Annotated in this window: 21 protein-coding genes; all 21 read right to left on the bottom strand. The window is 33.9% G+C overall.

The window, feature by feature from the left end; translation table 11 throughout:
* Positions 1-279: 279 nt before the first annotated feature.
* On the bottom strand, positions 280-1,806 hold the full coding sequence (locus ACFSR1_RS08760) for a cytochrome-c peroxidase (protein WP_378291635.1): 1,527 nt from the start codon (positions 1,804-1,806) through the stop codon (positions 280-282).
* Positions 1,807-1,825: 19 nt separating this feature from the next.
* On the bottom strand, positions 1,826-2,731 hold the full coding sequence (locus ACFSR1_RS08755; protein ID WP_378291634.1) for a hypothetical protein: 906 nt from the start codon (positions 2,729-2,731) through the stop codon (positions 1,826-1,828).
* Positions 2,732-3,128: 397 nt separating this feature from the next.
* Positions 3,129-3,875, bottom strand: a complete 747-nt coding sequence (locus tag ACFSR1_RS08750) for a DUF547 domain-containing protein (RefSeq protein ID WP_378291632.1) — start codon at positions 3,873-3,875, stop codon at positions 3,129-3,131.
* A gap of 550 nt (positions 3,876-4,425) precedes the next feature.
* On the bottom strand, positions 4,426-4,968 hold the full coding sequence (locus tag ACFSR1_RS08745) for an exonuclease domain-containing protein (protein ID WP_378291630.1): 543 nt from the start codon (positions 4,966-4,968) through the stop codon (positions 4,426-4,428).
* 59 nt (positions 4,969-5,027) lie between these two features.
* Positions 5,028-5,576 carry a hypothetical protein gene (locus ACFSR1_RS08740; protein ID WP_378291628.1) on the bottom strand — a complete coding sequence of 183 codons (549 nt, stop codon included), beginning with the start codon at positions 5,574-5,576 and terminating at the stop codon, positions 5,028-5,030.
* Positions 5,577-5,687: 111 nt separating this feature from the next.
* Entirely contained in the window at positions 5,688-6,230 is a 543-nt protein-coding gene (locus ACFSR1_RS08735) for a tetratricopeptide repeat protein (protein ID WP_378291626.1), read from the bottom strand.
* Between the two features lie 4 nt (positions 6,231-6,234).
* Positions 6,235-6,930, bottom strand: coding sequence for a peptide chain release factor H (prfH, locus tag ACFSR1_RS08730; protein ID WP_378291625.1), 696 nt, complete (start codon positions 6,928-6,930; stop codon positions 6,235-6,237).
* A gap of 416 nt (positions 6,931-7,346) precedes the next feature.
* A complete protein-coding gene (locus ACFSR1_RS08725; RefSeq protein ID WP_378291623.1) occupies positions 7,347-8,738 on the bottom strand; it encodes an RtcB family protein in 1,392 nt (463 codons plus the stop codon).
* On the bottom strand, positions 8,723-9,412 hold the full coding sequence (locus ACFSR1_RS08720) for a hypothetical protein (RefSeq protein ID WP_378291621.1): 690 nt from the start codon (positions 9,410-9,412) through the stop codon (positions 8,723-8,725). The genes ACFSR1_RS08725 and ACFSR1_RS08720 overlap by 16 nt, the downstream gene beginning before the upstream one ends.
* Before the next feature lie 902 nt (positions 9,413-10,314).
* Positions 10,315-11,187 (bottom strand): aldose 1-epimerase family protein, encoded by an 873-nt coding sequence (locus tag ACFSR1_RS08715; RefSeq protein ID WP_378291619.1) that lies wholly within the window; start codon positions 11,185-11,187, stop codon positions 10,315-10,317.
* A 66-nt stretch (positions 11,188-11,253) separates the two neighbouring features.
* Positions 11,254-11,943, bottom strand: a complete 690-nt coding sequence (locus tag ACFSR1_RS08710; protein WP_378291617.1) for a hypothetical protein — start codon at positions 11,941-11,943, stop codon at positions 11,254-11,256.
* A complete protein-coding gene (locus tag ACFSR1_RS08705) occupies positions 11,944-12,168 on the bottom strand; it encodes a hypothetical protein (RefSeq protein ID WP_378291615.1) in 225 nt (74 codons plus the stop codon).
* Positions 12,169-12,695: 527 nt separating this feature from the next.
* Positions 12,696-14,081 carry an RtcB family protein gene (locus ACFSR1_RS08700; protein WP_378291613.1) on the bottom strand — a complete coding sequence of 462 codons (1,386 nt, stop codon included), beginning with the start codon at positions 14,079-14,081 and terminating at the stop codon, positions 12,696-12,698.
* A gap of 62 nt (positions 14,082-14,143) precedes the next feature.
* The gene (locus ACFSR1_RS08695; RefSeq protein ID WP_378291611.1) at positions 14,144-15,196 is read right to left on the bottom strand and encodes a nucleotidyltransferase domain-containing protein; all 1,053 of its coding nucleotides are present in this window, start codon (positions 15,194-15,196) and stop codon (positions 14,144-14,146) included.
* A gap of 145 nt (positions 15,197-15,341) precedes the next feature.
* A complete protein-coding gene (locus ACFSR1_RS08690; RefSeq protein ID WP_378291609.1) occupies positions 15,342-16,085 on the bottom strand; it encodes a nucleotidyltransferase domain-containing protein in 744 nt (247 codons plus the stop codon).
* 128 nt (positions 16,086-16,213) lie between these two features.
* Positions 16,214-16,852 (bottom strand): hypothetical protein, encoded by a 639-nt coding sequence (locus tag ACFSR1_RS08685; RefSeq protein WP_378291607.1) that lies wholly within the window; start codon positions 16,850-16,852, stop codon positions 16,214-16,216.
* A gap of 311 nt (positions 16,853-17,163) precedes the next feature.
* Positions 17,164-17,736, bottom strand: coding sequence for an RNA polymerase sigma factor (locus tag ACFSR1_RS08680; RefSeq protein WP_378291605.1), 573 nt, complete (start codon positions 17,734-17,736; stop codon positions 17,164-17,166).
* A gap of 571 nt (positions 17,737-18,307) precedes the next feature.
* Positions 18,308-18,973, bottom strand: a complete 666-nt coding sequence (locus tag ACFSR1_RS08675; protein ID WP_378291603.1) for a response regulator — start codon at positions 18,971-18,973, stop codon at positions 18,308-18,310.
* Positions 18,974-19,397: 424 nt separating this feature from the next.
* The gene (locus ACFSR1_RS08670; RefSeq protein WP_378291601.1) at positions 19,398-21,380 is read right to left on the bottom strand and encodes a tetratricopeptide repeat-containing sensor histidine kinase; all 1,983 of its coding nucleotides are present in this window, start codon (positions 21,378-21,380) and stop codon (positions 19,398-19,400) included.
* Between the two features lie 114 nt (positions 21,381-21,494).
* Complete coding sequence (locus ACFSR1_RS08665; RefSeq protein ID WP_378291599.1) at positions 21,495-21,653, bottom strand: hypothetical protein; 159 nt, start codon at positions 21,651-21,653, stop codon at positions 21,495-21,497.
* A gap of 543 nt (positions 21,654-22,196) precedes the next feature.
* A complete protein-coding gene (locus tag ACFSR1_RS08660) occupies positions 22,197-22,427 on the bottom strand; it encodes a hypothetical protein (RefSeq protein WP_378291598.1) in 231 nt (76 codons plus the stop codon).
* Between the last annotated feature and the right edge of the window lie 42 nt (positions 22,428-22,469).

Here is a 22,469-nt window from a genome sequence, read left to right as displayed (position 1 = left end):
TTTATTATTAATAAAAGCAATGTGAATATAAACATAATATCTGAGTGCTGATTACCAATCAACAAAGTTTAATTTAGATAAAAAAGGGACGTTTTTTCTAAAAATTATTGGTGATCAGTATTCGGATATTAATTATTGTATTAAAAATAATCATGCTGAGCTCATTGAAGAATTTGTGTTAGACTATTTTATTTGGGAAATAGTTTTCAATGAGCTTTAGCATGACTAAAAAATGACACTGTATTTTAGTATCCTGTTCTTTTAGGGAATTACTGTTTTTTAATCAGAATTTCCGTTTCCGTTTCCGTTTCCATTTCCGTTTCCATTTCCATTTCCATTTCCATTTCCATTTCCGTTTCCATTTCCGTTTCCGTTTCCATTTCCATTTCCGTTTCCATTTCCATCAGTTTCGCATCCTAGGTCTATCAAAGATTGTGCGTCGGCATTGGGGAAACAGTTGCCTGAATTAATAGCTTCAGGTACATATCTGAATAGGTCGGGATCTTTTAAGCCATTTTCAACAAAAGCAACAAGATTAATAATTTCATCTTCTGTAAGTACTTGTACATCTTTAAAGGTTTCGGCTAGAATTGGCATCGGTATATTCTTTTGGGGATCTCCATTAAGTTTATATTCAACTACATCCCGTATAGAAGTGAAAGAAGCACCGTGTCCATAAAATCCATTATCTGTCAGATTATAAAGTGTAGGAGTTTTAAACTTAAAACGGTCGCTTACATTATTGGTGAATCCTCCTCTCCCGAATCTGACTTCGCGCTGAAAACTTGAAACACTATTTACCACAACTCCGGATGAATTAAGAAAATCATCCATTCCTAGTGCGTAGAAATTCTCATCATTTAGAGCTGGCCCGGTATGGCATTCATAACATTTTGCTTTTCCAAAAAATACAGATGCTCCCTTTTTCTGATTTTCTGTAAGTGCATTAACATTTCCTTTTAACCAGTGCTGCCAAGGAGACTCATTAGCTAAGACTGTACGTTCATATGCTGCTAATGCCAATGCAGCATTTTCTCTAGTATATCTTTCAGCCTCTGGCACATTTGGGAATGCAGCATCAAATAAGGCTCTATATCCAAAAGTGTCTACAAAGTTTTCGTTGATCAATAAACGATGTACATTTTGTCCTAAAATTGCCTGTACTTCTAGGCCTTCAAAGCCTAAGGAGTTAGGGGCAATGTTTTCCCAGCTTCCATCATTTTCTGCGTTGGGTCCAGTTGCACCAAATTGACCATTCCATAGCATAATTCTTTGATAAGCGCCGTTAAGTATGGTAGGGGAACGAATAGGTTGAATATCTATTGAATCTGTAACAATATTTGGATCCAGAATTCTATTTTCACCGTTACTACCAAATCCGATACCTCCTTCTCCTATTCCTTGCTTTATTCCTGAACTAAAACCTGCAGCAGCGTGATGGCACGAAGCACAAGAATAGGTAAATAAATTTGTCGCAGTTCTAGGGTTTCCACCTGTTGCAGTTTCGTGAAAAAGAAGCTTGCCCAGCGTAACTTTTCCTGCGGTAATAGGGTTTAGAGGGTCTTGAGGGATACTAGCGTAGTCGTCACTATCCGGTAAGGTAAAAAAAGATCGTCCTGTACCATCAGATAAACTATCCAATATTTCTTCAAGACTAATATCAAGTTGGCTTGCATCGGGGTTATCGATAAAACTTTTTAAAAAGTTCTGTGAGTACTGCTGCTCTTCTAATGGTATGTCAGTATAATTCTCCTGTTCACAGGAAAAAAAGATGATAATTAATAGTAAAGAAAATAATTTTCTCATTTTTTAAGACTTTAACAGGTTAATTAGCTTTATAGACCAGCCCTACAGAAAAACCCGAGGCTCGGTCATAGTTTCTTCCACTCATATTAACAGTGTACCCAGAAGAAATACCAATACTTTCCTTATATATAGGGACATATAAGTCAAAATAGAAATTGGTGTAATCTACTTCTGTTTCTGGCAATGCAGCCGCACCACCAGCGGCTCCAAACTCGGGCGTGCCTATATCTAATCCATCTAAAGAATTTTGACTACCTACCTTTGCGTGCGCATAAAACCATTTGTTATAATAACCAAGTTTTGCGCTAAATAATGTAGCATTGGGTATTTCAAAATCCGAATTATTTCTTAGACTATAAGCAGCTTGTAATTCAATAAATAGATTTGAAGAAGCATTAATTTGTATAAAACCACAACCATCAATAGCGGTTGCTCCGCTACCTAAAGATAGAATTCCTGCTTCTTCATATCCTCCAACAGGTACCGAAACTCCAGCTGCACCGCCAATAGCTATTTTTGCAGAGTTTCTTAAGTGTTTTTCTAAAACTTTTGCTTTAAGAAAAATACTTAAATCTTGTACACCATTTACCTCATTAGTTTGTGATACCGGATCTAAAACTCCAGTTTCATTTTTCATAGAGATATAGGGTAATGTAACCGTGGTTGAGAGCCAATCAAGCATACCGTATTCTCCATAAATACTAAACACAGATGATGAAATTTCACCCATTCCAGCAGGATTAGCCATCGAGGCAGTGGTGCCTCTGAAAAAATTGTCATAACTTTTGTAGGAGTAGGAGGAAGCAAAAGTGAAGTCGTTTTTTTTTGGAAAAAAACCATTTATGATTGTTTGTGATGATATTGAGGAAAAAGAGATCAGTAATAATATACTGAGCATTTGCTTTGATCGTATTAGTCTATTCATAATTAAGTTTAAGTTTTAAAAGTATGTATGATATTGGAAAGCGTTGGTTCTTCTTTCATAATTCATACTTAGGTAGTACGGATTTATTTATTGCTTATTTTCAAATGATTACTAAAGCTAAGTGCATACTGGGAAATGTTGCTATAACAATTACGAAAAAAAACAGTTTTAGTCTAAAATTGCATACGTGATAGATAAGAAATCTTGCAATTTGTCAACTAGGTTGTTGTTTTTTTATTAGTCAATTTAGTTACTGATTGCCCGTAATGTTTCATAATGATAACATGAATGTCAGACCGAGCGCAGTCAAGATCTTATTTTTAGTACTTTAGGTTTAATGACCTCTCGACTTGCGCTCTAGGGACAATGTGTTATGACAGATTACGCATATTCAATTTTAGTTATTACTGGTAATAGGAGTAACTTCATTCTTTTTGTTAATATTCCAGTCATACGTAACATACTTTAATTCTGTATTCGGAGCAACCTTTACCTGTGCGTATTGATTGATAAAATCAATTACTTCAATGTGGTTACTGGTAAAATCTTCTTCATACCACTTAAATAGTTCTGAAATTCTGGCAGAATTTGTGGTAATTTGATTTTTTTGTGGGTCATTGATAAACTCGCTGGTCCTTTCTTCTAGCGCATAACTAATATTTTCACCTGTATAGGCTCGATTCCATAATCCGGGAGAAGACATAGATCCGCAGTTGAGTAAAAAATGAATTCTAGGATCTCCAAACTTTCGTAAGATATTATGCTCAATATCATCTAGGCTATAACGTGTTCCATTGGTTTTAAAAGCTTTTCTTTTCCAAGGATTTTCTATCTCGTTGATTGATGATATGGGATATTCATCTAGAATCATTTTCATTGCTGTAGCATTATAGACATTTATCCAATATGCTAGTTTATCTTTCTTGTCCCAATGCTCTTGTGGAGCAATATTTTGTAAATATCTAAAGTATTCATAAAAAATAATTACATCAGTAGTAACTCCTTCGTAATTAACAAGACCGTTTTGTGTTACATTAAGAACCAAGATTCGATCCCAAGGCGTATGATCTGCAGAATTTTGAGAATAAGTGATGGTACATAAAAATAATGTTAAAAGAAACATTGGGGTTTTAAAAGTTTTCATATTATATCTTATTAAGGGGTTAGTAGGTGTTTTGTACAAATACTACAGCCAAATTACAAAAAAAAAGGCTGTAAGACACTTTTATGAAAACAAGGTGATTTTATAAGAAATATAATTCTTACTATTTTTTGAGAATAACTTGTAATTTGATTACTGTTAAACCATTTCGCAAATTATGGTTAATTTCTTGTTATCAAATCACCTTTTTATTGCTAGGACGGAGCGTTAAAATTTGATGCAGCAAATCATTATTTGAATTAGTGGATTACGGTATATAAACTCCAGAATGGTTGATTTTATTAGAAAAAAAACTCATTTTAATCTACAAAATAAGCTTTTTTTTAGTGTCGCTTTATTTTTTGTGCAAGTTTAATAACAGCTACATTAGGCGAAAAAATAGTGATTTTTTAAAAGTTAATATTTTGTTAAATATGTAAAAATCCATGAATTCATGCGGTCTTTATGGAATTAACATAAAATTAACATAAATTTGTGGTTTTACAGTAATTTTTGAGGTACTGGATTGGTTTATTTGTCCGAATATTTTCTTTTAGTGGATACACCAATCCAGAATCTTAGCAATATTTTTTGCGTCATCTACACCTCTGTGATGCGTTCCTTCCAGCGCAATATCCAAAATACCCAGAGCGCCCTTCATTCCGACTTTTTTTCGTAAACCTTTAGTCTGAGCAAAAAGCTCTTTTACGTTTATATGGTTTTGTGACAGTGGATATTCTATTCCCCTGAAGCTACATTGCTTCTTCATCATATTCAGATCGTATTGACCATAACTTGCCCAGGTATATTGATGTCCTTGATATTCAGTTCTTAAAATTTCGCAAGCTTCTGTAAAAGAAATCCCTTCTTGCTCCAGCAATTCTTGCGTAATAGTCGTCAATTCTGTACAGAAAGGACTTACTTCAGATCGTTCTGGTTTGATCAGGATCCCTTGATTTTTAGAGATCTCTCTAGTTTCTGTATTTAATAAACAGATACCGATTTCTATGATTTCGTTTACCTGTCCTTTTGGTATTGGACCGTTCCAGCACGTAGCTTCCAGGTCAATAATTATGATTGTATTTGTTGTTTTCATTTTAATGTGTTTTTAGACTTATTAGTCTGCCAAAGCCGACACCAGGTCTGGATTATTTTTTAAGTTTTCGGAATAGCAACTAACTCCTCTCTATCTAAAGGATCGATATCTTGATCTAATAGTTTGATCGCAGATTGTACTGCCCAGCACTTATCGCTAGAGTGGATATTAGAATACAATCCTAATAGATAAGATGGTTCTACAATTGTCCATCCTTTTACAATACGATGGGGAATATTGGGTTTTACGAAAAAGTCAATGGTGATTCGCACTGATTTTTCATTTTCAGTAATCACTGTTTTTTCGTAACGTCTAAAATTCTCTTCACTTGGTAAATTATCGTAACGTGTCCATACTTTTTGGAAATCATTTTCCTGTAATATACACATTACTTTAGCTACGTTTTTTGGATCTACAAAAAGATCAATATCCTTATGATCGTGAGCGTGTTTATATTCTGTATGACCCAATGGTGACAGAAAGTGCCATGCCCAGCCTCCGGATAATATCACTAATTCTTTAAGAGGCATTAAAGCAGCTAATGAATGCTGAATTCTATAGGTAGGCCATAGTTCTCCGAATCTTTTTTTGTTATGTGGTGCTCCCATGATTTTTTTATTTTGTCATTCTGGTATAGACCGGAGTCCACTGCTGTTTTGTGGATTCCAGCCTTTAGTTTAGCCTGAGCCAAGTCGAAGGGCTGGAATGACAGATTGTTATTATTTCTTCTTTTTCTTTTTAGAAGAACTCTGAGTCTTACTGCCCTTTTTCGTGCTCTTCTTTTTTGGCATTTTGTCCTGGATTCTTTTTTCATCGCCTTCGATATCACTTATAAAATAGTTGTTATAAGTATATACCTTAGCAGTTTTTAGGACTTTCAGCGCAGCCTTATATTCTTTTTTTTGTTCAAAAAGAATTCCTTTTTTTAAATATAAAACGGCTTTGTCTGTACCTTTTAGAGTCAATGCAAAGTCAATTAACTTTTCTGCTTCGTCATAATCTTCATTCCAGAGCAATACATTAATATACTTTGGGTATACATCTAATGCATACATGTCTTCCGCTAATGCTTGTTGGTAGTACTCTTTTGCAGTTTCATAATCCCTGAGGTTTTCTGCATAAATCTGTCCCATCAAACAAAGTGCTACCGGATTTTTATCGTCATATGACAATGCATAATTCAAAGATTCTACCGCTTCTTCTAAGTTATATGGATATGCATCCAATGCCTGAAATAGATATTTGTCTAGTAAATTTCCCATGATCCTAGTATTTTAAATCGTTGCGTAGATCTTTTTTAAGTTTTTGTCGATCAGAGGCATACGATTGTTTTTTGTAAATTTTCTTAAAATCAGTTCCTTTAAATGTTCTAATTGGATTTCCACGTTGAACACCTAGGTGATTTTCCCATTGGTCAGACAATGATTTTTTAATGTTATCTAACTGACTTTGATGTACTTTTTCTTTTAATCGTTCTATTGCGATTTTTTTATTTTGATGTTGTGATCTGCTATCCATTACTACTACCTGATCTCCTGTTGGATTGTATGTAGCTCGAACTGCAGAATTTACTTTGTTTACGTTTTGGCCTCCGGGACCTGAACTTCGCATCGCCTGAAACGAAATGTCTTTCTCCTTTAGAGCTATCAGTTGAGTCTGTTTAACTTCATACATTCCGATAAACCAATTTTTTCGTTTATGATGTTTTCTGAATGTAGAAGTGCCAATCCACTGAATGGTTCCTAACCAAGACGTTAAAAAGGAGTCTATTTCTTTTCCTTTTAGTTGTATGGTAACAGATTGTACCGTTCCGTTTTCAGAACCTGTATCCCTCTGCAGTATACTATAAGTAAATCCACTATTTTTAATTTCTTCTAGAAATAGTTTTAGTACTTGCGCTACTACCCAACAGCATTCTGCGGGTCCTCTTCCGGCCGTTATTTGAATTATTTTAGTTTTCATTTTGAATATTCTTATCAGTTTCTGTTCATTTTTTCCATCGATGAAAAAACGAACCAAAAAAATCTAGGCTTACGAAAGTTTGACTAAATTTATTGTTCAATACCTAAATTTTAGAAACTCGCTACGCTCAGACAGTCTAAAATTTCACGGTATTTTCACTTCAAATTTCACGTTAAACTTTCGATAGGCCGTTATTCACTATTTTTTAATTTTATTTTTTTCTTTTCGCGTTAAGGATTACTCATTGATTCTTATTCTTTTAAGAAATCGTGAATACTCTGTATTTGAGACGGCATCCTTTTCTGTCAATTCGAGCCTGCCTGAGGCAGACAGGCGGAGTCGAGAAGTATGACAGAAAAGGTACAGTCGAAAGCCTGACCCCGAAAAGTATGTATCGGGGAAACGCCCAAATTACATTACTTATCCATTCTCACGATTTTAGGTGTGAATGCCCCAACTACCTCAACTAATTCTTGTTGATTTGCCATTACTTTATTAATATCCTTATACGCCATAGGTGCTTCATCAATTCCTCCACCAATCAGCGTGACATCATTTGCTTTTAATTGCTTTTTGATATCACTTTTGGTGAATTTCTCTTTACACTTTCTTCTGGAATGTAATCTTCCAGCTCCGTGTGATGCGGATTGCAAACTTTCTGAGTTTCCTAATCCTCTCACTATAAATCCTGGAGCTGTCATAGATCCCGGAATAATTCCTAACTCGCCTTTGGCAGCAGGAGTTGCTCCTTTTCTATGTACAATACATTCCTCACCATTGACTTCTTGTTTCCAAGCAAAATTGTGGTGGTTTTCAATTTTGGCAACAGGTCTCGATCCTAATAACTTACCGATTCTGGCGTGAATATCATCGTGACACGCTTGCGCATAATCTCCGGCAAGATTCATAGCCAACCAATATTCCTGGCCATCGTGTGTATTTAGATCCAACCAAGCCAATTGTTGTACGTGCTTTGGTAACGGACATTGTTTGGTTGCCAAATAGGTATAGTGTTTAGCGATATTGGCTCCCAATCCTCGAGATCCGCTATGCGATAATACACCTATATAGGTTCCTACATCCAATCCCCATTCATTATTCGTATCAGTAATATCTACTGTTCCAAATTCTACAAAATGATTGCCACCACCAGAGGTTCCCAATTGTTTATAAGCTTTATCTTTTAGTCTTTTTACCAATGGAATGTTTTTAAACTCCTCTCGTTCAAAGATTTCATGATCATGCTTTATTTTGTGGGTTTCATACATTCCGAATTTGGTGTGTTCAGACAATATGTTTTCCAATTGATGTTTTTTCCCTTTGAGATAAGAGATCGCAATTGGATAAATAGTTAAACACATTCTACATCCGATATCTACTCCTACACCATACGGAATTACTGCATTTTTTGTAGCAAGTACTCCACCAATTGGTAAGCCGTAACCACTATGTGCATCTGGCATCAAAGCTCCAGCAACTGCCACCGGTAATTTTAGTGCGTCATACAATTGGTATTTTGCCCGGTCATCGATTTCGTTTTCGCCATAGATCTGAAATGGTGATCTTGTGGTTTTTAATGCATGTTTTTTTACCTCGACGGGCTTCAACAAACTTTCAGCAATTTTGCCCCAGATACCATCACCTTGATAAGCTTCTGGATTTAATAATACTTTTTTGGCTTCTATTAATATTTGTTCTTTTTTTACTCTTTTCTGATATCGATTAATCTGACCCAGTGTCACATTAATACTATTGTTTTTTGGAAAGCCTAATTTGATTAAGTCTTTTCCGCTTAATTTCTTTCCCATGATATTTCTTCTTTTATAATTTCTTGGATGGGAGCATGTTTTAATGACCTTACTCTCATCTTAATTTCTTTGGTATTCTCTCTCCAATTGGGCCAATCCCAGTATGATTTCCAGGGGAACACTCTCTTTTCTGCATCGAAATATCCTTTTTTATTCAATTGCTGAAAAAGTAAAATTCTTTCACTTTGCAACTTCGGATCAATTCTTCTGCTATGTGTAATATATGCTCGGGTAAATTTTATTCTGTAAGCACCTTTTGGAATTTTGATATAAAAGCGTGTTCGCATCCTTTTTTTCTCGGTATAATATTGAAAAGGAACACATAACTTCTTTGCCTGATCACTTAACCTATTATACTGTCGTTTGCTAATCGTAGGGATATCTTTACTAATATAATATTTGGAAGTTTGATGTTTCCATTTCCTATCTGCCTCTTCTTTAGTTTTTGCCCAAACTTTTTTCTCTACACGATCATATACTTCTTGTATATATTTTTGATTCTTATATCTACTAACATTTTCTGTGATAACCAATTCTTTAAACCAACCATGACGAATTGGTTTTTCTAATTTGATATATCCAAGTTTTTGTTCTTCTTTGAAAATTTTATCAAGTCGTTTGTGTATTTGAAGAACTTCTTTTTCTGTTCTACTTCTTTTATGTAATGGTTTCATCCCATAATCTTGTTTGATGATCAGTATAATTTGTATATAGCCATGAGCAGATACAAATCATAAAAATCTTTTACACTAAATCTTATTGGTTATTTTTAGTTTCGGAAAGTTCCTATGGATACTGTGTCAATACTTTGACAACACTTCGACAAGCTTAGTGTGACAGCACAGTGTAAAAGTTCTATGTATGACTTAGTGATATAACTAAATCTAAAAAGAAATTGTTGGGAATAAAATGTCCGAAACTTTTTCTGGCTTCGGACTTTATATCAAACTGATGGAATCAGCTTATGAGTTATAGAAGTCCCGAAGCATACCCATAAAAGAACCTGGTTCTCTTAAAGTATCTGAGTATATGTTTGTAAAGGTCATAGTACTTCGGTTATTAATAGTTATTATTTGTTGTCATCCTGAACTTGTTTCAGGATCGCATTAAAATGTCTTTCGATCAATTATATTTTTTGACGGTGCAAATATCAAATCTATTTTTTAATTACGCAAATAAAATATTGATTTATTTTATTGATTATCAGGTAGTTGTAATTGTTTTTAGGCAAAGAAAATCCTGTCCGTTTAGTAACGGATAGTGATCTAATTGGTAACTAACTGTAGCTCTTATGAGTATCGCTCAAACAACATTTTATTTGGTGTTCATCGTTTCTAAAAAAATAACATAAAAAAAGCGCCCAATTTTTTTGGACGCTCTTTAGAATATATGTTTTTCTAGTTTTTTTATCTATGCTTTCGATCCGAAAACAGCTTTACAGCGTCCTTTTTTATGTGTACAAAATAGATTCATAGATACTTAAAACTTGTTTTTTTCTTATTTACAATGCAAATATGAGTTTATTATTAAATAAGTTCCAAATTTTTCAGATAATTCATTTTGATTCTAAGTAATGTTAGATGATGGTTATTGTATAACTACTTTTATGAACTTGTCCTTTATCAAGTTTTTGAATCCCTTCTTTCTCTTCGAGATTTTGAGTTGTTTCTTCTACGTCTGCATATCCTAACCAAGGCTCTATACAGACATATGGTGATTTGTGTTTTGCCCAAATACCGAGATTCGGAAAGTCATTAAAATCTATCGATAACACCGGACCCTTGATTTTATGAGTGAGAATTGCTTTTTTCGCGTTTATATTTTTGAAAATTAAGGCGTCCTTATCAAAAAGAGTGTCGGTAAGCCAAATTTTATGATCATCAATGATAGAAATAGTATTTTTAGAAATAAGACCTTGATCGTTTAGAACATAGCTTTTAGGATTCTTTGTTTTCTCTAGTGAGATATAATAATCCTCATAATTTTCGGATATGTCCAATGGACAATTAAAAGCTGGATGCCCACCAACGGAAAAAAACATGGTTTCTGAATCATTATTTGCTATGGTGTGAGAAACATGGATCTGATTATTGATAAGTTCGAAACTTATAGTAAAATTGAATTTAAATGGATAACTTTTCAATGTCTCTTCTGAGGCACATAGTGTAAATGAAGCTTTAGTCGTGGAATCTTGAGTTCCAACAATATTCTTATTATATCGTATAAATCCATGTTTTGGAAGTGAATAGCTCTTTCCTTTATAAGTATACATTCCATTTTTTAGTCCACCAATAACCGGAAAAAGTACTGGTGCCTGACTTGCCCATATGGCTGGATCTCCTTGCCATAAAAATTCTTTGGTATCTTTTTTGGTTTTGATGCTTGTAAGTTCTGCTCCTACAGTATCAATACGAACTATTAATTCATCATTTTCTATGGTATAGATCATTGTGGGTATTACATTGGTTAATGGTTAAGACAAAGGTAAAGAAAGATGCTGCTATAGAATATGAACTTATAAAAAAGGTTCTAAAAACCCAATTAACTTGGTTCCGTTGGCATTCCATCTAATTCCATGTCCGCTGGGAACTCTAATCTCATAGATTAATTCGTGTTTATAATGATAAAAGATATTCCACCAGGTTTTATTTTCAATGATTTCCAGAATACGCTTTTTTACTTTTTCTTCTTTTTGAGTAGGATTGCCTTTCATTTCTCCCCAGAAATTGTCTTCTGATCTTCCTATATGCTTTTCCCAGGCTCTGGTTGCAATGCAGATTTGGTCATTAAATGGTGTAAAACAGCTATCCAGTAACGTTTTTTTTATAGGAGGAATTGCCTCTTCATTTTTTAAGGTTGCTGAGGTCCATCTTTGTCCAATCAATATCAAAAGATATTCGAATGGATTGGTTTCTATTACTTTTATCCAATCTTTTGGTGTTGTATTTTGATCAGCTAATAACTTTTCGAAACTTTTAAATGCTTCTGATAATGGTGGAGTTATTTCTTCATCAAAATGAGGTAGTGGATGTGTATCTGGAACTCCAAACTGATGGTAGCGTTCTAGATTTTTGGCAAAAACCAGTAAATGTTCTTCCTGTAAAAATCCAGCATACTGCTCCTTCCAGGAATCTGAAAGGAGTGGTATGCTGGTTTGTATGGTTTGAAAGAGGTTCATTAAATCAATAGTTCTTTTATCATCCATTTAGGCTTCCCACCATAATGTTTTTTTATAAATTGGAAATTCAATGTCTTCTCCTTCTACTTTTCTACGAAGAATTGTTTTACATTGGTTACGATATTTTCCGCGTAAATATCGACGATATTCCCAAGAATTACTTTTCCACCAAATTTTAGCACTTTTGGTTCTCTTTTTTCTTTTATGACTCGTTTTGTAATTGTAAAATTTCTTGTTGTCATAAGATTTCATCTGTATTAATTTTTAAGTTAAAAACTTAATACAGGGTTCCTTTTCTTGTTGCCATTTTTATTTATTCAAGTTGTTAAAGGACCTCATCAAAAGATCATAAAAACTATCTAAATCGTTGTTTCGTTTTACTAGATTTTTAAAAGAATTATAGTGCTCCTTATGTATTATTTTACCCTTATCAATTTTCACTAATCTTGGGTAGCTTTTACTTTGGAGTCCTTTAATTAAATGTTTTTCTAATAATCCATTAACACGATTGTTAATCACTTTAACGTATTTTAAACTATTAAGCCCTTTAGTAAGTTTAGATAGATCTAGATCATTATAGTCTGAATAGATTAGATAGATCTGTCCATCATATTTTTTTAAGGAAACTTTTAGTTTTATTTTGTTCATCAAACTTTCAAAGATAAAATACAAAAAGAGTACTATGGGCAATGGTATTAGTAATAGCATTATGATTATAATGATCGGTATTACGAAAATTAGTTTTAAAAAATCAAAAAAACTTTTTACTACATCATTCATCATCTTCTTCTCTTCACTCTCCAAGGTGCATTGATCTGAAAATCGCCAGCCATAATACATCCATAAGGCATCACTTCATCAATCACCGTACCTAAACCAAACTCTGACATTTGATCTCTAACAGTTGCAGCATTTTTATAAGCACTCGGCAATTCAGAAATATCGATTTCTTTAGAGTAGAATCTAACATCTAGACCTTTGGTTTCGATTTCAAAGATTTCTTCTCTGGTTTGCCCTTCTTTATTTCTTTTATGTTGCGTTCTACTCATATTTCTACCTGCTCCGTGAGGTGCAAATCCTAAATTAGTATTGGTTGTTGCTCCTTCTACAATTAACACCGGTTCTGCCATATTTAACGGGATCAATCTTGGACCTGTAATATCCGGCATAAATTTAGCATCTAATGGTGTTGCGCCTTTGGCGTGGTAAAACAAATCACCTTCTTTGAAAACAAAATTATGTTCATTCCAGAATCTGTTTTCAGCTTCAATATCTAATGCCTTTAACGTTGCATCATGAATCACTTCATGATTTAGTTTTGTCCATTTTCTGATGGTTTGCAATGCAGACCAATAGGCTTGTCCTTCTTCTGTGTCGAAAGGAATCCAGGCATTTTGCTTTAAGGTATCAGGAGATAAGTCACATCTGAATTTGTTAGCAATATGCATCCCTTTCTTATACAATCTGGCACCCACACCTCTAGAACCGTGATGTGTGATCATCATGGTGTTTCCTGTTTTGGCAGAGGTACCAATGAATAAAAAATGATTACCATCTCCTTGGGTTCCCAGATGTTCTCTTGCCATACTGATATCTTTATCTTCTTTCAGGAAGAAGTTGGATTTGAATTCGGCTAATAGTTCATCCGTCAAATTATATTGTTGTCCTCTAGGTCTTCCACCAGGTCCAAAATGTGTACTAGCGTGTGCAGCGTCCAATACTTTTTTAGGATCTGTTTTGCCAAAATCGGTTAACATCACAGAACAACAGATATCGGCACTATGCATTCCCGGATGGATGGCATTTTTGGCAACCGCCACACCACCCACAGGAATGGTTCCGTTAGGACCGGCAGGACAAGCATCTGGCATCACAGCTCCGTTTACAATTGTTGGTGTTTTCATTAACGCTTTCATAGAGTCTAGTACCGAAGTAACGTTGTCTTCTTCTAACTCGTTTTCTGCTTTGATGTTGATTTTAAAATCTATCGGAGTGTTATGTAATTCCTGGATAGGAGGCATTTTATATTGTTCTAAATATGCGTGCATTGCTTCATCAACTAATTGATGTGTATTGATATGTTCAATCGCTTCCGGAAACCATTTCCCGGATCTAAATCCTAAATCGATCAATGTTTTTCCTGTAATGTTTACTTTATTTTCCATGTTTTCTTTAATTATGAAACAAAGATGAGGTGGTATTGCGCAATAGTTTTGCGTAGATTAATTTATTTATAAAAATCGTCTCTGATTTTAATCAATAGATTGTTTACTTCAGCTAAATCTGGTCTTTTTATTAAATTTGATTTCCCATATAATTCATCCAAACTTTCTTTTAGCTCTTCTGCTTTGTTTACTAAATCATCATACTCAAAATCTCCGTTTTTAATGCCTAACAAATAATCCCGATCCATTCTTCTTACATTTACAGTGCCTTCTTCTGCAATTTCCTTTGCCATATGTAGCAACCTAAAAGTATGCATCATATTTTTAGTGTCATAATTCTTTCCGTGTGCTACATTATTATTATAGCGAGCTTCATTTCGTTTTTCAACCCAAGTCCAATACTCTTTATATTTTTTGCAATAAGAAGAATATCCATCTACATTAAAATATAGCATAGCAAGAGGTTGTTCTTCTTTGGGTACAGAATTTAGACAAACTTCGTTTGCATTTTCTCTTGCGATACCTTGATATCCTTTTCCTCCTGCATAAAATAGATTATAACAATCCTTCATATGCGGGATTTTAACCAAACCACAATTACTCATTTCTAAATTATTTTTAGCTAGAAACTCCTTGCATAGTATGGATTGTTTGCCGGTTCTGATATAGCAAAAATCGATGACAGTTTTTCTTTCTTTATCTACTGGATTTACAATCTTTTTGTTGAGCCCTCTGGCTTTTTTGATTTGGGTATATGCGTAATTCGCAAACGTATCTTTACATAATTTGGATAAAAAGTATTCCATGTTGATTTGATCAAAAATTGGATCTTTTTTCAGGATACATGCTGAGGGAACATTGAGTAACTCCAATATGTTAGGATTGTTTTTAGACAGTAGTTCTATAAACTTTCGTAGTTCATAATATACGATATCATTTGTTTCATTATTAATTTGTCCGACATACTCTAGTGAATAGAATTTTTCTTTAGGTAAGACAAATACACCTCTGATATCTGTATCCGAAGTAGCAGTATCTAAACCGTAGGCACGACTTCCGCTTATACATTCGAATATGATATTTCCTGATGCTTTAAGTTCTGCTATGGTTTTCATTTTTTAGGTCTACTATTTTATTATTTTACTTACGTCTGGTCGAGTGATTTTTTGAAGCATTTTCTGCAAAAAAAATTGTATCGAGACCCATTTTGGATGCATCTCGATACACCACGCCCAAAAAGCGTGGCACTCGATGTGACGTCTACTCTTCAGTTTCCGTTATACACTTAAACAAAAATGCATCGATTCTTTCGTGATCAGGTTTTCCGGATGGAAGGGATTTTGAATATTTGTTATTCATTGCTATTGTTTCAGATATGAATTCTATTACTTTTTCATTTCTAGAATGCATATAGCTCTCATCATTTTTGGATTTTATTTCCATTAAACTTTTGATTTCATCTGCAATATCATCTGAGACTAAAGATAACATTTCACTGAAGACTACTGAAGGCATTGTTTTATGTTCTAATATCCATTTGCCGGCCATAGAAGTTCGTAAAGCATAGAATAAACTCTTTAGTTTTATAGTTTCACCAGTTAGTTTTTCTTCATACTTTTTACTCATACTTAAGTAGTGAAACATGCATGCGATAGGAGAGAAGCACTCTGAAGCGATACTTCTTAATTCTGAAACTATGGCATCTTCTCCAAGATATATAATTGGCGAAAACAAATGCTCAATTGCTGGTACATTTGATTTTTTGAGTAGTTGTAAGCTTTTACGTAATTCCCATCCCACTGCGTCAAAGTCTCCATCCATGATATCGATTGTATCACGTTTTTCAGATACAGAAAGATACCATGCTAATGGTTTTGTATACAGGAAACGAACATCATAGTCACTATCTGGTGATGCAAAACCCCAAGCCCTGCTTCCGGATTCACAAGCGTAGTTTATTTTAACTCCACGTTCTTCTTCTATTTCTTTAAGTTTTGTTTTCATCTTTTGTTTAATTACCGTACAAAGAAGTAGTCTTATTACGCAAAGATTCTGCGTAGTAAAAAATAATTCAAAAAAAATCCTCAAATAAAAACTTCACTTGAGGACTATATACTAATTATTGTTATTTGTTATTGTCTGAGAAAAATCCTGAGATCATCACTTTTTTTCATCGCATACGATAAGGATTTATTGCTAAAAGATTTTTCAGGTTTATAATTAGTCAAAGACAAAACATTAGGCAGTTTCATATTCCACGAACCCGATTTTTTACTATCTCCGGGTACAATCATTACTACGTGCCCATACGTTTCTGCGGTATCGATAATCAATGCTAAACCACCTCTGTTGGTATGCGCCAATGCCTGATCGATGGTTTCTTGGGTTACGGATCCCAATTGTAACCAGTTTTTGGATCGCTCAGCAATCGGACGAATACTATCATAGATTACATAGCCTAGTTTTGGATCACTAAATTCTGTAAGTCCAAAAGCTTTAGAAATTGTTTTGGTAATACTGTTTCTACAATCATTACGCTCTGTACTCGCTTTTTTACAAATAATAAAATTTTCTACTTCTTGAGCTAGATCTACATCGGTTAGTTTAGAACTTGAGTTGGTCCGATCTGTACTATTCGATTTAGAATCTTGGTCTTCATTGTTTTGAACGGATTCTGTTTCGTTTTCTGTATCCGTAGTTTTTTGCTTTTGATCGTCTTTACAAGAAATCATCATTATAAGAGATACAAATAGGGGTAATACTTTTTTCATGTTGTTTAGTTTTAGCGATATAATGATAGGGAAATTTTTGCTGTCTTCAAAGTCATCCTATCATTCAATTGTGTCTTATGGATTGGTAAGAAGCAATTTTTTTTAAAAAATAAGTAGGGTATTTCTTTTGTTGCCTGTTTATACTACAAAAGCGCTATAAAGAAGGAAAATAGGGGTTACATCTCAATCATAATCGACTAGTCAGTCGTCAGTGAATGTGTTTTAACGTAGAAAACCGGGTTCAGGCCCGGTTTTCTTTTTTCGCGATTTTTGTAAACTATTGTTTTTAATTGATGTGCGCGTTAATTGCATTAGGCAGTAATTCTTAACTCACTATACAACGGGTCTTTTTCAATCATCGTGAGTAGTTGTTTTTTGACATCAAATTTCTTTTTTCTTGCATATCCTTCAGAATACCCGGTCATTTGTGAAATTTCTTTAACAGATTTTCCTTGAAAATATAGAAGCATCAGATTTTTATTATCGCTACTTAATTTTTGGAAATGTTTTCGGTATAAGTGTTCACGATCTTGATTTTCGATATCATTGATAACAGAATATACTTCTTCTTTATCCATTAGATTGGTTTCATCCATTACGATCTTATGTCTGTTGCGCAATCGTGTTCTCCAGGTGTTTTTACAGATTCCATAAAAATACGTTTTTACAGGCACTCGTATTTCTAAAGTTCCCGACTTTAGTTTTTGGTATAACACTACCAATGCATCCTGGAAAATATCTTCCACATCTTGCATGGTTCCATCATTGCGAAGAATATATCCCTGAATATATCTGATGTGATCCCTGTAAAAAACTTTTAGTATCCGTTCATCCCCCTTTATAATCCCGGATATAATTGCTTGATCTGTATTCATTTTTCCCATTACTTTTTTTGTTTATACTATTCGTTTTTGATTAGAATACTTAAATACAATGCTACTTTTTTGATAGTACAAACATAAATCTATGACAGATGAAGTCCTTACAGATTTCCGTAATCGAAGGGGATTTTTTTTTAAAAGTTTGGTTTTGTATGGTGAGTGTGAAATAGATCGAAGAAAAGTGATGCTTTTTTAAGGGTTGGTTTGAATGCCTAGATGAAGGAATTAGTACACTTTGGCAATACTTTGACAATATTTTGATAACACTTCGACAGCCCTGTTCTGAGCTTCCGCCAGATGCGGACACGGTGTCGAAGGGCTCAGTGTGACAGCTCTGACTAATAATGCATAGGGCTGAATTTGAGGTAAGAAAATTTAAAGCAGACGGAGAAATTTTCGATAGAAAATTGTATTTGGACTTGCTCCGTAGAACTATCGAAGACGAGTAAATTTTTAGTCAAAAGCCTAATTTCGATACCCTCCACAGGCGGGCAAGCTAATTTTTCTTCGTTTCACTATGAAAAATCACTCAATTTGACGGCTTTTTAAACCAAATCCTTAGATAGAACTGAAATTACAACAACCCTAAATCCTTTACAATCGCTACTAAATGTGTGGTGTTTTTGGCTTTAAAATCATCAAAAAGTTTACTTACTCTTTTGTCAATCGTACTTTCACTATTGGGAGAGATTTTTTGTTTTTTTAATTTCTGTACGATTTCTTTTTTGGTAAAACCTTGGGCTAACTCTTCTAGTAACATAATGTCGAAATCATCTAGATTGATGATGTTATCTTTGGTAGCATCTGTTACTTCTGCAGGAAGCACGGTATCTCCTTTATATACACCTTGCACGCAGTTTACTAATTCTTTTACGGCATGTTGCCCTTTGCAAACATAGCCGTTGATATTGAGTTTTTGGAATAACATATTAATCTTATCAGGTCGGCTTTCTTGAGAGTATACGATAACTTTTATATCCGGTTGTATTTTTCGAATGTCCTGAATGAGTTCTATACCAGAAGTTCTTATTTGTACTTTATGATCTTCTTTAAAAGAAAGATCGGTAATCAGTAACTCAAACAATTCTCCATCCTTATGTGCTTTTCTAAATTTTAGATAGGCATCATCACAATATTTCGCCTCGTGAATATTGTGGATATCAACTTCGTCATTTAGTACTTTTACAATACCTTGATTAGCAATTTCATAGTCTTCTGCTACCAATACTTTTGTAAACATATTTATATTTCTTTTTTCCAACACGTTTTCTTTACTCACAATAACATCTCCCTAAATCCCTCTTCGAAGAGGGACTTTTTTTAGCTCCTCTCCTTTGAAACGACATCACGATAGTGATGGGCGAGATGAAGCGTTAGAAAGGTGAGATTCTGTTTATAAAGAAATAATTATCTCAGCTTTAAAGCCTTTGTTTCTTTCTGAGTCAAAGATAATTGTTCCGATTCTAGTTTGATTACGCTTTTCCGTATTACAAGTCTGTTTTTGCGTTACTTTACCCAGAAATGGATTCCGGCCTCCGCTTTAATGACAAAAAAATAGAAACCAAAATGACTTGTCATTCTTGCTCTTCGACTTAGCTCAGGCTAAACTAAATGCTGGAATCCATAGTTACAAGACAGTTTACTTGTAATTACTTTGCTGTTTCCTATGTTGGAATTTTAATCTCAGCTTTAAAACCTTTATCTATTTCTGAGTCAAAGATAATCGTTCCGTTGATAGCTAGCATACGTTTTTCTGTGTTGCGGATTCCGTTTTTTGATTTTATATCCTCTTTTTGGATGCCTACACCATTATCAGAGTACTTGATGATTAGATTATTCTTTTCGTTTTTAAACACAATAGCTACCAAATCTGCCTGACTGTGCTTTTGCATATTGGTCATCAATTCTTGTAATACTCTATAGATGGTAATTTTTAGGTTTTTATCTACAGTATCCCAAGTTATTTTTTCTATCCCTCTAAGAACCAATCGAATGTTGTTTTTGGTATAATTGGTCAACATATCGGTTAATTCCTCTGCATAGGTTTCATCCACTTCGAACTCACTGTTTTCTCTGGAGATATCTCTGGCTTTGGTATAAGCGGTATTGAGTTTTTTGGTGATTTGTGGATCGTGTGGATCGTTTTGATATTGCATCATCACCTGAAAAATATCATTCCCTAACTCATCGTGTAATCGTTTAGAAATCCTGGTTTCTGCTTCATAAGCCGCCTGGAATTCTACAATTTTATTTTGTTGGGCAAGATATCGGGTGCGTTGTCGGGAAAAGTAGATCAGAAATGCAATAAATGTAATTAGTAATAATAAACCAAGAAGATAGATGGTGTTTTGGTTTTGAACTTCCTGGATTTCCTTACTTTTCTGTTTGTTTTCTTTTTCCAGATTTTCACTTTCAAAACGAATTCTGGCAAATTTATCTCTAAAGAGATTATCTCTTTTGGTCAAACTATCACTTAGCTTAATGTATTTCATTGCATATGAGCGTCCTTCTTCTGGTGGAGAAACTTGGGCAAGTAACTGGTAGGATTGAAGAAGTTCTCTGTTTTCATTAATAGTAGCAGCATCTAGCTCGGCTTTTTTAGCAAATTCTTTTGATAAATTATTGTCGCCTTTTGATTGGTAATATTCTGCTAAATGCAAACTACTTGTTGTAATACCAATCATATCATTAATACTATCTCGTATTCTATGTGCCTTATTAAATAAATACAAACTACTATCATTATTTTTATTAGCTAAAAACTTTGCATAGCCTAGATTATCAATATAACGTGCATATCTTTTAGGCCTGTCTTTTAAAAATTTTTTATAAGATAAGGCTATGGTATAATGTTTAATTGCTAGTTTATACTTTTTCTCGGTTTTATACACAGTACCGATATTATTATAGGTTATAGCTTTATAAAGGGTGTCCTTATTAGTATTTTGAGCAGATTGCATTGTTTTTAGGAAATACTTTATTGCATCTTTATAACGGTTTGTATTCTTAGCAACGATTCCTAAATTATTATAAGATAATGGTAGATATCTTAGATTACCAGATAGTTGAAATTTTTGAATCGCTTTTATAGTTAATGCTTCGCTGTTACTGTAGTCTTTTACCTTTCTTGATAATTTGGCAAGATCTATTAATGCGGTACCTTGATCAAGTGCATAATCTATAGGATCAAATTTTTTTTGATTTTCAAAAGAAGTATACATTTTGTTAGCGTTATAAAAGTAATAGTAAGCACTATCCAAGATTTGTTTGTTTCTAAAATGAATTCCTAAGTTTAAATAAGCCTTTGCAATACCTAATGAGTCATTTATCGAAATAGATAAATTTAACATTTCTTTGTCCATGTTTTCCGAAGCGATATAATTTTTTAACTCAAATTGGATCGCCGAGATTTTTTGAATCTTATTTCTCTTATATTTATTGTTTTCAAGATTTGTATATGCTAAATACGCTTTTTCAAGATATGATTTTCTCTTATCAACGGATATTTCTTTATTGGAAGCAATTTCAATATATCCCTCAATTTCATTAGTAGACTTTAATTTTTCATCTATACTATAATTTTCTGCAGAGCAATTATAAAGTAAAGTAGAAATAATTAATACAGGATATAATATATGTCTATTCATAAAATCGAAATTAGTAAAATATTTATGGTAATAAGTTAAGGTTATAAAATTATTGATCATTAAGAGAAAAAAGGATATTCAATCAAACGAATATCCTTTTGATATAGTTAAGTTTTAATCCTTAACGGTTTCTTCATCATCTTCTTCCGTAGGTTGTAGACTCGTTGTCTCCAATTGCTCAACTCCAACTTCATCATTGACAGAAGGAGGGTCGCAAGAAACTAGGTTAAGACCTAATAAGACGGCTAATAATACGTATTTTAAAGTTTTCATCAGTTCGTTTTTAATGTTGTTAGTTGTCTGATATTCCAATTGTTGGGGTACGCCCATAGGTTGCAACCCCAGCTAGTATGCGGTGCATACCTAGTACCTATGGGAAATGATCAATAAGGTGGGAAAGTGATCCTAGTACAGTTGCGATACCTTACTTTCCCCTTTTCGGGTAGCGGCAAACTGCAGTTCGACAGCACTTCGACAAGCTCAGTGTGACAGCTCAGTGTGCATATCAGATTGTTAGTTAAGATCTGATAGATGTGTTTGAGTCTTCGATAGGATCAGATTGACAAAATTAATTTTGTAACCTTGGTTCAATAAGCGTCATAGAAATGTATCACGGGATACGTTCGATATGTTGATGTTGTAAGCGGGCAATAGGTGATTTGTTAAGGTGAGGGATTCATTTGCCCCTCATCCTAACTCCAACGCTCCTTCTCGCCCATCGCTACGCGCTGTCGTCCAAGGAGAAGGAACTCTAACATGTATTAGAAGTAATAGGATTTATAATTGTTTACCATCACTTTTTGCAGCTTACAAAATCTAAACTATATGCGAAGTATAGCTGTCTGTTACTAGCACTTTACGAATTTTCATGCTAGTTAAATTCAGCATTTTCTCCAGTGTTGTAGTACCTTTTACATTTGGCATTTTTTCTGGAGTAGCATTCACAACCGAAGTGTGTAACCCTATTCCGTTGAAGCCTGCAAATGCATCGGCTAACAGATAATTTCTGATCTCCTGCTCCTTTTTAGAAAATTGATTAAACTTCATGGTTGTTTTTTTAATTGTTATTATTTTATTTCCTGAATTTTC

This window comes from Aquimarina rubra (assembly GCF_042684305.1).
In the GTDB taxonomy this organism is placed as follows: domain Bacteria; phylum Bacteroidota; class Bacteroidia; order Flavobacteriales; family Flavobacteriaceae; genus Aquimarina; species Aquimarina rubra.
The sequence above is the reverse complement of the archived record's forward strand: the minus strand, read 5'-3'. Positions and strand labels throughout refer to the sequence as shown.